The organism is Companilactobacillus futsaii JCM 17355, from assembly GCF_001435505.1.
GTDB classification, from domain to species: Bacteria; Bacillota; Bacilli; order Lactobacillales; family Lactobacillaceae; genus Companilactobacillus; species Companilactobacillus futsaii.
Window position 1 is genome coordinate 37,533 of sequence record NZ_AZDO01000108.1, and the last position, 11,936, is coordinate 49,468.

Consider the following 11,936-nt stretch of genomic DNA (forward strand, 5'->3'; position numbering starts at 1 on the left):
AATAATGGCGATTATCAAGTATAAACCAACCACAAACGGTCGTCGTAATATGAATGGTTCTGACTTTTCTGAGATCACAAAGACAACTCCTGAAAAGACACTTCTAGAATCACAAAGCCATACAGCTGGTCGTAACTCATACGGTCATATTACAGTACGTCACCGTGGTGGTGGACACAAACAAAAATACCGTGTTATTGATTTCAAACGTAACAAAGACGGTGTTAAAGCTACAGTTAAGGCTATCGAATACGATCCTAACCGTACAGCTAATATTGCACTTATTCATTATTCAGATGGTGTTAAATCATACATCTTGGCTCCAAAGGGTCTAGAAGTAGGACAAGTTATTGAATCTGGTAAAGATGCAGATATCAAACCAGGTAACGCATTAGCACTTGCTGATATTCCTGTTGGTACAACACTTCACAACGTTGAATTGAAACCTGGTAAGGGTGGTCAACTAGGCCGTTCAGCTGGTGCTTCAATCCAATTGTTAGGTAGAGATGGTAAGTATTCAATCTTACGTATGCCTTCTGGTGAAGTTCGTTTGATCCTTTCAACTTGCCGCGCAACTGTTGGTGCTATTGGTAATGAACAACATGAACTTATTAAGATTGGTAAAGCTGGACGTAAGCGTTGGTTAGGTATGAGACCTACAGTTCGTGGTTCAGTTATGAACCCTAACGATCACCCACACGGTGGTGGTGAAGGTAAAGCTCCTATCGGTCATCCATCACCATTGTCACCATGGGGTAAGAAGACCTTGGGTAAGAAGACTCGTTCATCACATGCCAAATCTGAAAAGCTTATCGTTCGTCATAGAAAAGGTAAGTAAACTATTCATTAGAATAATATAAGGAGGACATAAGATGAGTCGTAGTTTAAAAAAGGGACCATTTGCTGACGCACACCTTCTAAAGAAGATCGATGCTCAACAAGACTCTGATAAGAAATCAGTTATCAAAACATGGTCAAGACGTTCAACAATTTTTCCTAGTTTCGTAGGATACACAATCGCAGTTCATGATGGTCGTAAGCACGTTCCAGTTTATATCCAAGAAGATATGGTTGGTCACAAATTAGGTGAATTCGTACCTACACGTACTTTCCATGGTCATGCAACTGATGACAAGAAGACAGTTAAGAAATAAGAAGGGAGACTTAAATGATGGCAGAACAAGAAATTACATCTGCAACAGCTAGAGTTACTAACGTGCGTATTGCACCCCGTAAGGCTCGCCTTGTTATTGATCTAATCAGAGGCAAGAATGCTGCTGAGGCACTTGCAATTTTGCAATTCACACCTAGAGCAGGCTCTCCAATTATTGCTAAAGCTCTTAAGTCAGCAATTGCAAACGCAGAACATAACTTTGATTTAGATGCACAAAACCTATTCGTTAGCGAAGCATTCGTAGACGAAGGACCAACTCTAAAACGTTTCCGTCCTAGAGCTAAGGGTTCAGCATCACCAATTAACAAGAGAACAAGTCACATTACAGTTGTAGTAAGTGAAAAAGAATAGTATTGGAGGTAACTTGAGTGGGTCAAAAGATTAATCCAGTCGGATTCCGTGTCGGTGTTATCCGTGACTGGGATGCCAAATGGTATGCAAACAATAAAGACTTTTCAACATTTTTACATGAAGACCTTAGAATTCGTAAGTATATTGAAGACAAACTTTCAAATGCTTCCGTATCAAGAATAGAAATCGAACGTACTGCTAAGAACGTTACAGTTTCAATTCATACTGCTAAACCAGGTATGGTTATCGGTAAGGGTGGTTCAGAAGTTGAAAAATTACGTAATGAACTAAACAATTTAACTAAGAGAAGTATTCACATCAACATCATCGAAATCAAGAAACCTGATTTAGATGCAAAATTAGTTGGTGAAAGTATCGCTCGTCAACTTGAAGCTCGTATTGCTTTCAGACGTGCACAACGTCAAGCAGTTCAACGTTCAAGACGTGCCGGTGCTAAAGGTATCAAGGTACAAATTTCTGGTCGTTTAAACGGTGCTGATATGGCTCGTCGTGAATGGCATACAGAAGGAACAGTTCCTTTGCACACATTGCGTGCAGATATCGATTATGCTTGGGTTGAAGCAACGACTCAATACGGTAATCTAGGTGTTAAGACTTGGATTTATCGTGGTGAAATTCTTCCTGCAAAGCCACAACATAACGATCAAAAAACTGAAGGGAAAGGAGAATAATCTATGCTAGTACCAAAACGTGTAAAACACCGTCGTGAATTCCGTGGTAAGATGCGCGGAGAAGCCAAAGGCGGAAAAACTGTTACATTTGGTGAATATGGTTTGAAGTCACTTGACTCAAACTGGATCTCAAATAGACAAATTGAAGCAGCCCGTGTTGCTATGACTCGTTACATGAAGCGTGGTGGTAAGGTTTGGATTAAAATCTTCCCTCATAAATCATACACTGCTAAGGGTGTAGGTGTTCGTATGGGTAATGGTAAAGGTGCTCCAGCTGGATGGGTAGCTCCAGTTAAACGCGAAAAGATTTTGTTTGAAATCGGTGGCGTTTCTGAAGAAGTTGCTCGTGAAGCTTTAAGACTTGCATCACACAAACTACCCGTTAGAACTAAGTTTGTAAAACGTGAGGAAGTAGGTGGCGCTGATGAAGGCTAGTGAAATCAAAGAGCTAACTGCTGCTCAATTGCAAGACAAAGTTAAAGAATATAAAGAAGAACTATTCAACTTGCGTTTCCAACAAGCCACAGGTCAATTGGAAAACACAGCTCGTCTAAAAGCTGTAAGAAAGAACATTGCAAGATTAAGAACAGCTCAAAACGAAAAGAATAACGAAAAATAATAAACAGGAAGGGGATATCAAGTTGAGCGAAACACAAACTCGTAACCATCGTAAAGTATATCAAGGACGTGTCGTTTCAGATAAAATGGATAAGACAATCGTCGTTGTTGTTGAAACAAGAAAACAACATCCAGTTTATGGTAAGCGTGTAAGATATTCTAAGAAATACTACGTTCAAGACGATAACAACGAAGCTAAAGTTAACGATATTGTACGTATCATGGAAACTCGACCTTTGTCGAAGACAAAGCGCTTCCGTTTATTAGACATCGTTGAAAAAGCAGTTAAGATCTAGACTATAACGGATGAGAGGAGGGCCAAAACGTGATTCAACAAGAAAGTCGTCTAAAAGTTGCAGATAATTCTGGAGCTCGTGAAATTCTAACTATTAAAGTACTTGGTGGTTCAAACCGTAAGATTGCTAACATCGGTGATGTTATCGTTGCTACAGTCAAACAAGCAACACCAGGTGGCGTTGTTAAAAAGGGTGATGTAGTTAAGGCAGTTATCGTAAGAACTGTTTCAGGTGCTCACCGTGCTGATGGTTCTTATATCAGATTTGACGAAAATGCTGCAGTTATTATTAATGCTGATAAAACACCTAGAGGAACTCGTATCTTTGGACCAGTTGCTCGTGAACTACGTGATAACGATTTTATGAAGATCGTATCTCTAGCACCAGAAGTGCTATAAAAAGAACAATTAAATTCAGGAGGTGCTGAATAGTGTTTGTAAAAACTGGAGACAATGTCAAAGTTATTGCTGGTGACGCTAAGGGTAAAACAGGAGTAGTTAAAAAAGCTATGCCTGCTGTAAACAAAGTTATCGTCGAAGGCGTAAACGTTGTAAAGAAACACTCTAAGCCAACTAACGCACAACCACAAGGTGGAATTGTTGACGTTGAAAGACCTATTAGCGCAACTAACGTTAAAGTTGTAAATAAGACAACTGATAAAGAAGATAAATAAGAAAGGAGAAAACTAAATGGCTAACGCATTAAAAGAACAATATGTTAGTGAAATCACACCATCAATGATGAAGAAGTTCAACTATTCATCAGTTATGGAAACACCTAAGATTGAAAAGATTGTTTTGAACATGGGTGTTGGTGATGCTATTGCTAACTCAAAGAATCTTGACGAAGCTGTTGAAGAACTAAGCTTGATTGCTGGTCAAAAGCCTTTGATCACAAAAGCTAAGAAATCAATCGCTGGTTTCAGACTTCGTGAAGGTATGTCAATCGGTGCTAAAGTTACTCTACGTGGTGACCGCATGTATGACTTCCTTGACAAATTAATCAATATTGCTTTACCACGTGTTCGTGACTTCCGTGGTGTATCAACACGTTCATTCGATGGTCGTGGTAACTATACACTAGGTATCAAAGAACAATTGGTTTTCCCAGAAATTGACTACGATAAGGTTAACAAGATCCGTGGATTGGACATCGTTATTGTTACAACAGCAAATACAGATGAAGAATCACGTGAACTATTAACACAAATCGGTATGCCATTCACAAAATAAATAGGAGGTAAATTCATTGGCTAAGAAATCACAAATCGTACGTAATCATAGACCCGCAAAGTTCTCATCACAAGCTTATACACGTTGCGAACGCTGTGGACGTCCACATTCTGTATATCGTAAATTCAAGCTTTGCCGACTTTGCCTTCGTCAATTGGCTCATGAAGGTCAAATCCCTGGTATGAAAAAAGCTAGCTGGTAAAATTTTTAATTTAAAAAGGAGGCAAATCAAATGGTCATGACAGATCCTATTGCAGATTACTTAACACGTATTCGTAATGCAAACATGGTTAAACATGAATCTCTAGAAATTCCTGCTTCAAACATCAAGAAGAGTATGACAGAGATTCTTAAGAATGAAGGATTTATCAAGGATTACGAAGTAGTTGAAGACAACAAACAAAACGTACTTCGCATTTTCTTGAAATATGGTAAAGATCAACAACGCGTTATCTCAGGCTTGAAACGTATCTCAAGACCAGGTCTACGTAGTTATGTTGATTCAGATAACGTGCCAAAGGTTCTTAACGGATTAGGTATCGCTATTCTTTCAACTTCAAAAGGTGTTATTACTGACAAAGAAGCTCGCGCTCAACACGTTGGTGGAGAAGTAATCGCTTATATTTGGTAATATACTTAAAAAGTAAGGAGGTGCACTGATTTGAGTCGTATCGGTTTAAAAGTAATTGAAATCCCTGCAGGTGTTACAATTACTCAAAAAGATGAAAACATTACTGTTAAAGGCCCTAAGGGTGAATTAACAAGACATTTTGATCCAAAAATCAAGTTAACTCTTGATGATAAGGAAGCTAAGTTCTCACGTGAAAGCGAAAATGATAAAGCACTTCACGGAACAATGCGTGCTAACTTAAACAACATGATTATTGGTGTTACAGAAGGTTATGAAAAGAAGCTTGAACTAAGAGGTGTTGGTTACCGTGCACAAGTTAAAGGTAATCAATTGACACTTACAGTTGGTTATTCACATCCAGTTGTTATGGACACACCAGAAGGTATCAAAGTAGAATCACCTTCAAACACAGAAGTTAACGTTTCAGGTATTAGTAAGCAAAAAGTTGGTCAATTTGCTGCTGAAATCCGCGATGTACGTTCTCCAGAACCTTATAAAGGTAAAGGTATTCGTTATGTTGGCGAATATGTACGTCGTAAAGAAGGTAAAACTGGTAAATAGTAAATAAATCCATGAGGTGAAAATTGTGATAACAAAACCAGACAAAAACAAAGCACGTCAAAGACGTCAAAGACGCATCCGTGCCAAAATCTCTGGTACTGCTGAGCGCCCACGCTTAAACGTATTCCGTTCGAATAAAAACATTTACGCTCAATTAATTGATGACGTAAAGGGTGTAACGCTAGCAAGTGCCTCAACTCTTGATAAAGAAGTTAAAGACGGTTCAAAAGTTGAACAAGCTCAAGCTGTTGGTGCATTAATTGCACAAAGAGCACAAGAAGCAAAGATCAGCGACGTAGTATTTGATCGTGGCGGTTACCTATACCATGGTCGTGTACAAAGTCTTGCTGAAGCAGCTCGTGAAAATGGGCTAAAATTCTAGAAGGAGGAAACCAAATTTATGACATATATCGATCCATCTCAATTAGAATTAGAAGATCGCGTTGTCTCAATCAACCGTGTTACTAAGGTTGTTAAAGGTGGACGCCGTCTACGTTTTGCTGCTATCGTAATCGTTGGTGACAAGAATGGTCACGTAGGTTTCGGTACTGGTAAAGCTCAAGAAGTTCCAGAAGCTATTCGTAAAGCTGTTGAAGATGCTAAGAAGAACCTAATCAGTGTTCCTATGGTTGGCTCAACTATTCCTCATGAAGTTATCGGTACTTTCGGTGCTGGTAGAATCTTGTTGAAGCCTGCTGAAGAAGGTTCTGGTATTGCTGCTGGTGGTGCTGTTCGTGCCGTTATCGAATTATCAGGTGTTGGTGATGTTACAAGTAAGTCACTAGGTAGAAATACACCTATTAACGTAATTCGTGCAACAATCGATGGACTAAAACAACTTAAGACTGCCGAAAGCGTATCTGAAATGCGCGGTATCTCAGCCCAAGAATTGCTTAACTAGAAGAAAGGTGCGTAATGATGGCTAAACTTAAAATTACTCTAATTAGAAGTGCAGCTCACCGCCTTCCTGCTCAACGTACAATTGTTAAAGAACTAGGACTCGCAAGAGTTTCAAGTTCTGTTGTTAAGCCGGATGATCCTGCAATTCGTGGTGCTGTACGAAAAATCGCTCATTTAGTAAGCGTTGAAGAAGTTAAAGATTAATAAATTTACAAAAGATTAGGAGGTGCAATAATGGAACTAAACGAACTTAAGCCAAGTGCAGGCTCAAGACATGCTAGAAAGCGTCTAGGTCGTGGTACTTCAAGTGGTACAGGTAAAACTGCTGGTCGTGGTCAAAAAGGTCAATTAGCTAGATCAGGTGGTAAGACACGTGTAGGTTTTGAAGGTGGACAAATGCCATACTTCCGTCGTATGCCAAAACGTGGATTCAATAACATCAACCGTAAGGAATATGCTATTGTTAACCTAAGTGATTTAAGTAAGTTTAATGATGGTGCTGAAGTAAATGCTGAAACATTGAAGGCAGCCGGAATCATTAAAAAACAATATAATGGTGTTAAGTTGCTTGCTAACGGTGAGGTTAGTGCTAAGTTAACTGTTAAAGTTGCTAAGAGTTCAGCCGCAGCTACTAAAGCAATCGAAGCCGCTGGTGGCACTGTAGAGGTGATCTAATGCTTAGAACTATCAGAGATGCTCTAAAGGTCAAAGAAATCCGTAAAAAGATTTTCTTTACCTTGATGTTACTTGTTATATATCGTTTGGGATCACAAATCACAGTGCCTGGCGTTAATGCCGCGGCAATGGATAAAGTTGGTTCTACAGGGTTAGTTCCACTATTGGATACTGTAACCGGTGGTGGTCTTTCAAACTACTCTATTTTCTCAATGGGTGTTTCACCATTCATTACGGCCCAAATCGTTGTTCAACTTTTGCAAATGGATATTATTCCAAAGTTTGTTGAGTGGAGCAAACAAGGTGAGGTAGGTCGTAGAAAGTTAAATCAAGTAACGAGATATTTGACGATTGTTTTAGGTTTTGTTCAGTCAATCGGTATTACTGCCGGTTTTAACCAATTAAGTGGGTTAGGGTTAGTTAAATCACCTAACATGAAAGCTTTCATTACAATTGGAATCATCTTAACTGGTGGTACAATGCTTCTTACTTGGATTGGTGAGCAGATTACTGATAAAGGTTTAGGTAATGGAGTTTCAGTAATTATCTTCGCTGGTATTATTGCTAGATTCCCTAATGGGCTCCAACAAATTTACCGTGATTATATTACTAATTCTAGCTCAGCTGATCTTGCTAAAAATATTGGATTCTTGGTTGGTCTTGTGATCATCATCTTGATCGTTGTACAGTTCGTTACTTATGTACAACAAGCAAATAGAAGAATTCCAATTCAATACACAAGACGTGCTGCAGGTAGTGGTAGTGAAAGTTTTCTACCATTGAAGGTTAACGTTGCTGGTGTTATTCCTGTTATCTTCGCTAGTTCATTTATTGTTACACCACAAACTATTTTGATGGCGTTCCAAGCAAATCATAGTGAAGATCAATGGTATCAAGTATTAACAGAAATATTCAGTATGCAGACTACAACAGGTTCGATAATTTATACATTGTTGATTGTATTATTTACATTCTTCTATGCATTTGTTCAAGTAAATCCTGAGAAGCTTGCAGAAAACCTACAAAAACAAGGGGCTTATATCCCTGGTGTTTGGCCTGGTAATGAAACAATTAAATTCATGTCAGGTGTATTAATGAGACTATCAACTGTCGGAGCTGCGTTCCTAGGTTTGGTTTCATTACTTCCATTACTAGCTGCTAACTTATTCAATTTACCTCAATCCATCGGATTAGGTGGTACTAGTTTATTGATTATCGTTGGTGTTGCTTTGGAAATGGATCGTCAATTACGTGGTCTTTTGATGAAGCGTGAATACGTTGGATTTATTAGATAATTGGAGATGTGACAATGAATATTGTATTGATGGGATTACCTGGTGCTGGTAAAGGTACTCAAGCTGAAAAGATTGTTGAAGATTTTAAAGTTGTTCATATTTCAACTGGTGACATGTTTAGAGCAGCCATGGCTAATAAGACAGAAATTGGTCTAAAGGCTAAAGGATTCATCGACAAAGGTGAACTTGTTCCAGATGATGTTACCGAAGGTATCGTTCAAGAACGTTTATCTGAAGAAGATGTTCAAAAAGACGGATATATGTTAGATGGATTTCCGAGAACTCTTGAACAGGCTAACGCTTTACAGACAATTGCAAAGAATGTAAACAAACCAATAGATGCTGTCATCTATATTGATGTAAAGCCTGAAACATTAGTTGATCGCTTATCTGGAAGATATATTTGTTCTAATTGTGGGGCAACTTATCATAAAGTATACAATCCTACTAAGGTTGAAGGAACATGTGACGTTTGTGGCGGACATGACTTCTATCAACGTGAGGATGACAAACCAGAAACAGTTAAGAATAGATTAAAAGTTAATATTGAAATGAATACACCATTAATTGATTTTTATGACAAGCTAAACTTGTTGTACAAGATCAATGGTGAACAAGAAATAGATGAAGTTTATAACGAAGTTAAAAAAGTTTTACAAAACTTGTAAGACTTTTTGCTTTGAATGTTTACATGTACGGAAAATTATTGTATAATTCGCCAGTATATGCAGAATAATTTCATCCCGTATGGAGGTTAATATCTTTGGCAAAAGAAGATGTCATTGAAGTAGAAGGTACAATTTCAGAAACATTGCCTAATGCGATGTTTAAGGTAAAGCTTGAAAATGGAGCTACAGTTCTAGCCCATGTGTCAGGTAAAATCCGTATGCACTATATCAGAATTTTACCCGGTGACAAGGTTACCGTGGAATTATCCCCTTATGATTTAACCAAGGGAAGAATTACATATAGATATAGATAATAAGTTTTTTAATGGAATGGAGGTTCCTCAATATGAAAGTAAGACCATCCGTTAAACCTATGTGCGAACACTGTAAGGTAATTAAAAGACGCGGTCGCGTCATGGTAATTTGCTCAGCAGATCCAAAGCACAAACAAAGACAAGGATAATTTAATAGGAGGTGCATTGATTAATGGCTCGTATAGCAGGTGTAGATTTACCTCGTGATAAGAGAATCGTTATTGCCCTAACATACATTTTTGGTATCGGTAATACAACAGCTCAAAAAGTGCTTGAAAATGCCGGTGTATCAGAAGACATCCGTACAAGAGACTTAACTCCTGATCAAGAAGATAAGATTCGTGCAGAAGTTGATAAGGTACGTGTTGAAGGTGACTTACGTCGTGAAGTAAGCATGAATATCAAGAGACTACAAGAAATTGGCTCATATCGTGGTATGAGACATCGTCGTGGTTTGCCAGTAAGAGGACAAAACACAAAGAATAACGCAAGAACTCGTAAGGGCAAGAAGACTGCCATTGCAGGTAAGAAGAAGTAATAATAAGATAGGAGGTTAATCATGGCACAAAATAAAGGTCGTAAACGCCGTACTAAAAAGCATATTGAATCTGGCGTGGCACATATCCACTCAACATTCAATAACACACTTGTTATGATCACTGATGTTAACGGTAATGCCGTTTCATGGTCATCAGCTGGTGCATTAGGATTCAAGGGTAGTCGTAAGTCAACACCATTTGCTGCACAAATGGCTGGAGAAGCTGCTGCTAAAGAATCAATGGAACATGGTATGAAAACAGTCGAAGTAGCTGTTAAGGGACCAGGCTCTGGTCGTGAAGCTGCAATCCGTTCACTACAAGCTACTGGTTTGGAAATTACTGCTATTCGTGATGTTACACCAGTTCCTCACAATGGTTCTCGTCCTCCAAAGCGTCGTCGTGTATAGAATGGTTGTATACCCATATGAACTACGCTACACACATTTCGTTTTGAAAGGGGAACTAACCGAATGATCGAATTTGAAAAGCCAGCTATTACTTCTGTTGAAGAAAGCAGTAGTTATGGTAAATATATTATTGAACCGCTTGAAAGAGGTTATGGTACAACTTTAGGTAATTCATTACGTAGAGTATTGTTAGCATCACTTCCTGGTACAGCGGTATCTGATATTCAAATAGATGGTGTATTGCATGAATTCTCAGCTATTGATGGCGTAATTGAAGACGTTACGCAAATTGTGCTTAACGTGAAGAAATTAAAGCTTAAGTCTTATGCTGAAGACAGCTTAAAAGCTGAAGTTGACATTGTTGGCCCAGCTACTGTTACGGCTAAAGATATCAAAGCTGATGATGACCTAGAAATCCTCGATCCAGAACAATTTATTTGTACTGTTGCTGAGGGTGGACATTTCCACATGCAAATGACAATTAAAAATGGTCGTGGATATACTCCTGCAGAACAAAATAAGACGGACGAAACACCTATTGGTGTTCTTCCAGTTGACTCTATTTTTACACCTGTAGAAAAAGTTAACTATCAAGTTGAAAACACTCGTGTGGGTAAGAGAAACGACTTCGACAAATTAACAATCGATATCTGGACAAATGGTTCAATTGGACCACGCGAAGCTATTAGTTTGTCAGCTAAGATTCTTACAGAACATCTAAACAGTTTTGTAAACCTTACTGAAGAAGCTAAGAGTGCTGACATGATGATTGAAAAAGAGGAAACTCAAAAAGAGAAGAAGCTTGAAATGACTATTGAAGAACTTGACTTGTCAGTTCGTTCATATAATTGTTTGAAGCGTGCCGGTATTAATACTGTGCAAGAGCTTACTGAAAAATCCGAAGCAGATATGATGCGTGTCCGTAATCTTGGACGCAAGTCACTTGTTGAGGTTAAAGAAAAGCTTGCTGATCTTGGATTGTCATTGAAGCAAGAAGACTAATACTATCAAATTCAAACAGGAGGTATAGACATGGGCTACCGTAAATTAGGACGTAACAGTTCACAAAGAAAAGCTATGTTACGCGATTTAACTACTGATTTAATCATTAATGAACACATTGTTACTACTGAAACACGTGCTAAAGAAATTAGTCGTACAACAGAAAAAATGATAACCTTAGGTAAACGCGGTGATTTGCACGCTCGTCGTCAAGCTGCTGCTTATGTTAGAAACGAAGTTGCTAACATTACAGAAGATGATGATGCAGTTATTGTACAATCAGCTCTTCAAAAACTTTTCAGTGATATTGCACCTCGTTACAAAGAACGTAATGGTGGATACACACGTATCTTGAAGACAACTCCACGCCGTGGAGATGCTGCACCAATGGTTGTTATTGAATTAGTTTAATAATAATTGTTTATTAATATTTAAAAAATCAGTCATTCTGATGAATTAGTGAGTGTTAAGATGATGGCCTTTAGGCTAAGTCTATCTCTGAGATCTCTTTAAAAGGGGACACTAATTTGTCGAATGATTTTTTTTTACTCAAATTTTGGTATTATAAATGTATGTCACAC

25 protein-coding genes are annotated in these 11,936 nt (G+C 38.3%); all 25 read left to right on the forward strand.

From position 1 onward, the window contains the following. The first annotated feature begins 4 nt into the window (after nucleotides 1-4). The gene (rplB, locus tag FC88_RS08110; RefSeq protein ID WP_057814546.1) at nucleotides 5-838 is read left to right on the forward strand and encodes a 50S ribosomal protein L2; all 834 of its coding nucleotides are present in this window, start codon (nucleotides 5-7) and stop codon (nucleotides 836-838) included. A 34-nt stretch (nucleotides 839-872) separates the two neighbouring features. Next, entirely contained in the window at nucleotides 873-1,154 is a 282-nt protein-coding gene (rpsS, locus tag FC88_RS08115) for a 30S ribosomal protein S19 (protein WP_010018519.1), read from the forward strand. 17 nt (nucleotides 1,155-1,171) lie between these two features. After that, nucleotides 1,172-1,525 (forward strand): 50S ribosomal protein L22, encoded by a 354-nt coding sequence (gene rplV, locus FC88_RS08120; RefSeq protein WP_010018520.1) that lies wholly within the window; start codon nucleotides 1,172-1,174, stop codon nucleotides 1,523-1,525. A 17-nt stretch (nucleotides 1,526-1,542) separates the two neighbouring features. Beyond that, complete coding sequence (gene rpsC, locus FC88_RS08125; protein ID WP_057814548.1) at nucleotides 1,543-2,217, forward strand: 30S ribosomal protein S3; 675 nt, start codon at nucleotides 1,543-1,545, stop codon at nucleotides 2,215-2,217. A gap of 3 nt (nucleotides 2,218-2,220) precedes the next feature. Then, complete coding sequence (rplP, locus tag FC88_RS08130; protein ID WP_057814550.1) at nucleotides 2,221-2,652, forward strand: 50S ribosomal protein L16; 432 nt, start codon at nucleotides 2,221-2,223, stop codon at nucleotides 2,650-2,652. Continuing rightward, nucleotides 2,642-2,836, forward strand: coding sequence for a 50S ribosomal protein L29 (gene rpmC / locus FC88_RS08135; RefSeq protein WP_057814552.1), 195 nt, complete (start codon nucleotides 2,642-2,644; stop codon nucleotides 2,834-2,836). Before rplP ends, rpmC begins: the two co-directional genes overlap by 11 nt. A 22-nt stretch (nucleotides 2,837-2,858) precedes the next feature. Next, the gene (rpsQ, locus tag FC88_RS08140) at nucleotides 2,859-3,131 is read left to right on the forward strand and encodes a 30S ribosomal protein S17 (protein ID WP_010018525.1); all 273 of its coding nucleotides are present in this window, start codon (nucleotides 2,859-2,861) and stop codon (nucleotides 3,129-3,131) included. Nucleotides 3,132-3,160: 29 nt separating this feature from the next. Continuing rightward, nucleotides 3,161-3,529 (forward strand): 50S ribosomal protein L14, encoded by a 369-nt coding sequence (gene rplN, locus FC88_RS08145; protein WP_057814554.1) that lies wholly within the window; start codon nucleotides 3,161-3,163, stop codon nucleotides 3,527-3,529. 32 nt (nucleotides 3,530-3,561) lie between these two features. Continuing rightward, nucleotides 3,562-3,804: a 50S ribosomal protein L24 gene (rplX, locus tag FC88_RS08150; protein WP_010018527.1), complete on the forward strand. Its 243-nt coding sequence runs from the start codon at nucleotides 3,562-3,564 to the stop codon at nucleotides 3,802-3,804. A gap of 16 nt (nucleotides 3,805-3,820) precedes the next feature. Continuing rightward, a complete protein-coding gene (rplE, locus tag FC88_RS08155; protein WP_010018529.1) occupies nucleotides 3,821-4,363 on the forward strand; it encodes a 50S ribosomal protein L5 in 543 nt (180 codons plus the stop codon). Between the two features lie 16 nt (nucleotides 4,364-4,379). Next, nucleotides 4,380-4,565 (forward strand): type Z 30S ribosomal protein S14, encoded by a 186-nt coding sequence (locus tag FC88_RS08160; RefSeq protein WP_010018530.1) that lies wholly within the window; start codon nucleotides 4,380-4,382, stop codon nucleotides 4,563-4,565. 30 nt (nucleotides 4,566-4,595) lie between these two features. Beyond that, entirely contained in the window at nucleotides 4,596-4,994 is a 399-nt protein-coding gene (gene rpsH, locus FC88_RS08165; RefSeq protein WP_010018531.1) for a 30S ribosomal protein S8, read from the forward strand. Nucleotides 4,995-5,024: 30 nt separating this feature from the next. After that, nucleotides 5,025-5,555 carry a 50S ribosomal protein L6 gene (rplF, locus tag FC88_RS08170; protein WP_057814556.1) on the forward strand — a complete coding sequence of 177 codons (531 nt, stop codon included), beginning with the start codon at nucleotides 5,025-5,027 and terminating at the stop codon, nucleotides 5,553-5,555. Nucleotides 5,556-5,571: 16 nt separating this feature from the next. Then, nucleotides 5,572-5,937, forward strand: a complete 366-nt coding sequence (rplR, locus tag FC88_RS08175; protein WP_029606445.1) for a 50S ribosomal protein L18 — start codon at nucleotides 5,572-5,574, stop codon at nucleotides 5,935-5,937. An 18-nt stretch (nucleotides 5,938-5,955) separates the two neighbouring features. Beyond that, a complete protein-coding gene (rpsE, locus tag FC88_RS08180; protein WP_057814558.1) occupies nucleotides 5,956-6,456 on the forward strand; it encodes a 30S ribosomal protein S5 in 501 nt (166 codons plus the stop codon). A gap of 17 nt (nucleotides 6,457-6,473) precedes the next feature. Beyond that, a complete protein-coding gene (rpmD, locus tag FC88_RS08185; RefSeq protein WP_010018537.1) occupies nucleotides 6,474-6,659 on the forward strand; it encodes a 50S ribosomal protein L30 in 186 nt (61 codons plus the stop codon). 30 nt (nucleotides 6,660-6,689) lie between these two features. Then, nucleotides 6,690-7,130 (forward strand): 50S ribosomal protein L15, encoded by a 441-nt coding sequence (rplO, locus tag FC88_RS08190; RefSeq protein ID WP_010018539.1) that lies wholly within the window; start codon nucleotides 6,690-6,692, stop codon nucleotides 7,128-7,130. After that, nucleotides 7,130-8,425, forward strand: coding sequence for a preprotein translocase subunit SecY (gene secY, locus FC88_RS08195; RefSeq protein WP_057814560.1), 1,296 nt, complete (start codon nucleotides 7,130-7,132; stop codon nucleotides 8,423-8,425). The genes rplO and secY overlap by 1 nt, the downstream gene beginning before the upstream one ends. Nucleotides 8,426-8,439: 14 nt before the next feature. Next, nucleotides 8,440-9,093: an adenylate kinase gene (locus FC88_RS08200; protein ID WP_057814562.1), complete on the forward strand. Its 654-nt coding sequence runs from the start codon at nucleotides 8,440-8,442 to the stop codon at nucleotides 9,091-9,093. 95 nt (nucleotides 9,094-9,188) lie between these two features. Further along, nucleotides 9,189-9,407 (forward strand): translation initiation factor IF-1, encoded by a 219-nt coding sequence (infA, locus tag FC88_RS08205; protein ID WP_010018544.1) that lies wholly within the window; start codon nucleotides 9,189-9,191, stop codon nucleotides 9,405-9,407. Between the two features lie 32 nt (nucleotides 9,408-9,439). Beyond that, the gene (gene rpmJ / locus FC88_RS08210) at nucleotides 9,440-9,556 is read left to right on the forward strand and encodes a 50S ribosomal protein L36 (protein ID WP_010018546.1); all 117 of its coding nucleotides are present in this window, start codon (nucleotides 9,440-9,442) and stop codon (nucleotides 9,554-9,556) included. A gap of 23 nt (nucleotides 9,557-9,579) precedes the next feature. After that, on the forward strand, nucleotides 9,580-9,945 hold the full coding sequence (rpsM, locus tag FC88_RS08215; protein ID WP_057814564.1) for a 30S ribosomal protein S13: 366 nt from the start codon (nucleotides 9,580-9,582) through the stop codon (nucleotides 9,943-9,945). 21 nt (nucleotides 9,946-9,966) lie between these two features. Continuing rightward, entirely contained in the window at nucleotides 9,967-10,353 is a 387-nt protein-coding gene (gene rpsK, locus FC88_RS08220; protein ID WP_057814566.1) for a 30S ribosomal protein S11, read from the forward strand. Between the two features lie 63 nt (nucleotides 10,354-10,416). Further along, nucleotides 10,417-11,355, forward strand: coding sequence for a DNA-directed RNA polymerase subunit alpha (locus FC88_RS08225; RefSeq protein WP_010018550.1), 939 nt, complete (start codon nucleotides 10,417-10,419; stop codon nucleotides 11,353-11,355). 30 nt (nucleotides 11,356-11,385) lie between these two features. Continuing rightward, nucleotides 11,386-11,766: a 50S ribosomal protein L17 gene (gene rplQ, locus FC88_RS08230; RefSeq protein ID WP_010018551.1), complete on the forward strand. Its 381-nt coding sequence runs from the start codon at nucleotides 11,386-11,388 to the stop codon at nucleotides 11,764-11,766. Nucleotides 11,767-11,936 lie beyond the last annotated feature (170 nt).

Excerpts from the sequence above, each read along its gene's own strand:
- rplB (WP_057814546.1), top strand. The coding sequence starts at position 5 with ATGGCGATTATCAAGTATAAACCAACCACAAACGGTCGTCGTAATATG.
- rpsS (WP_010018519.1), top strand. The coding sequence starts at position 873 with ATGAGTCGTAGTTTAAAAAAGGGACCATTTGCTGACGCACACCTTCTA.
- rplV (WP_010018520.1), top strand. The coding sequence starts at position 1,172 with ATGGCAGAACAAGAAATTACATCTGCAACAGCTAGAGTTACTAACGTG.
- rplP (WP_057814550.1), top strand. The coding sequence starts at position 2,221 with ATGCTAGTACCAAAACGTGTAAAACACCGTCGTGAATTCCGTGGTAAG.
- rpmC (WP_057814552.1), top strand. The coding sequence starts at position 2,642 with ATGAAGGCTAGTGAAATCAAAGAGCTAACTGCTGCTCAATTGCAAGAC.
- rplE (WP_010018529.1), top strand. The coding sequence starts at position 3,821 with ATGGCTAACGCATTAAAAGAACAATATGTTAGTGAAATCACACCATCA.
- rpsH (WP_010018531.1), top strand. The coding sequence starts at position 4,596 with ATGGTCATGACAGATCCTATTGCAGATTACTTAACACGTATTCGTAAT.
- rpsE (WP_057814558.1), top strand. The coding sequence starts at position 5,956 with ATGACATATATCGATCCATCTCAATTAGAATTAGAAGATCGCGTTGTC.
- rpmD (WP_010018537.1), top strand. The coding sequence starts at position 6,474 with ATGGCTAAACTTAAAATTACTCTAATTAGAAGTGCAGCTCACCGCCTT.
- rplO (WP_010018539.1), top strand. The coding sequence starts at position 6,690 with ATGGAACTAAACGAACTTAAGCCAAGTGCAGGCTCAAGACATGCTAGA.
- secY (WP_057814560.1), top strand. The coding sequence starts at position 7,130 with ATGCTTAGAACTATCAGAGATGCTCTAAAGGTCAAAGAAATCCGTAAA.
- FC88_RS08200 (WP_057814562.1), top strand. The coding sequence starts at position 8,440 with ATGAATATTGTATTGATGGGATTACCTGGTGCTGGTAAAGGTACTCAA.
- rpmJ (WP_010018546.1), top strand. The coding sequence starts at position 9,440 with ATGAAAGTAAGACCATCCGTTAAACCTATGTGCGAACACTGTAAGGTA.
- rpsM (WP_057814564.1), top strand. The coding sequence starts at position 9,580 with ATGGCTCGTATAGCAGGTGTAGATTTACCTCGTGATAAGAGAATCGTT.
- rpsK (WP_057814566.1), top strand. The coding sequence starts at position 9,967 with ATGGCACAAAATAAAGGTCGTAAACGCCGTACTAAAAAGCATATTGAA.
- FC88_RS08225 (WP_010018550.1), top strand. The coding sequence starts at position 10,417 with ATGATCGAATTTGAAAAGCCAGCTATTACTTCTGTTGAAGAAAGCAGT.
- rplQ (WP_010018551.1), top strand. The coding sequence starts at position 11,386 with ATGGGCTACCGTAAATTAGGACGTAACAGTTCACAAAGAAAAGCTATG.